Genomic DNA, 281 nt, shown 5'->3' on the forward strand with positions numbered 1-281 from the left:
TCTGGTGCATCTCACCATCCCGCGGCTTGTCTGCATTCTCGGTCGAGCTCGGCGCTGCCATCAGCGTGGCATCCAAGATCGTGCCGGTGCCAACCTTCAGCCCGGGTACCTGCAACTGCGCGTTGACCTCAGCGAACAACTCGCTTCCCAGGTCATAACGCTCCAACAAGTGGCGAAACTTCAGCAGCGTCGTCGCATCCTGCACCCGCTCACGGCCCAGGTCGATCCCAACAAAGACCCGCAACGCGGTGCTGTCCAGCAACGCTTCTTCGCACGCCTGA

The 281-nt window shown here is 61.6% G+C and carries 1 pseudogene; it reads right to left on the bottom strand.

The features are described 5' to 3' along the window. Positions 1–281: pseudogene (locus tag XpopCFBP1817_RS21415) on the bottom strand (IS5/IS1182 family transposase); the annotation flags it as partial.

The sequence above is a fragment of the Xanthomonas populi genome (assembly GCF_002940065.1).
Lineage (GTDB): Bacteria > Pseudomonadota > Gammaproteobacteria > Xanthomonadales > Xanthomonadaceae > Xanthomonas > Xanthomonas populi.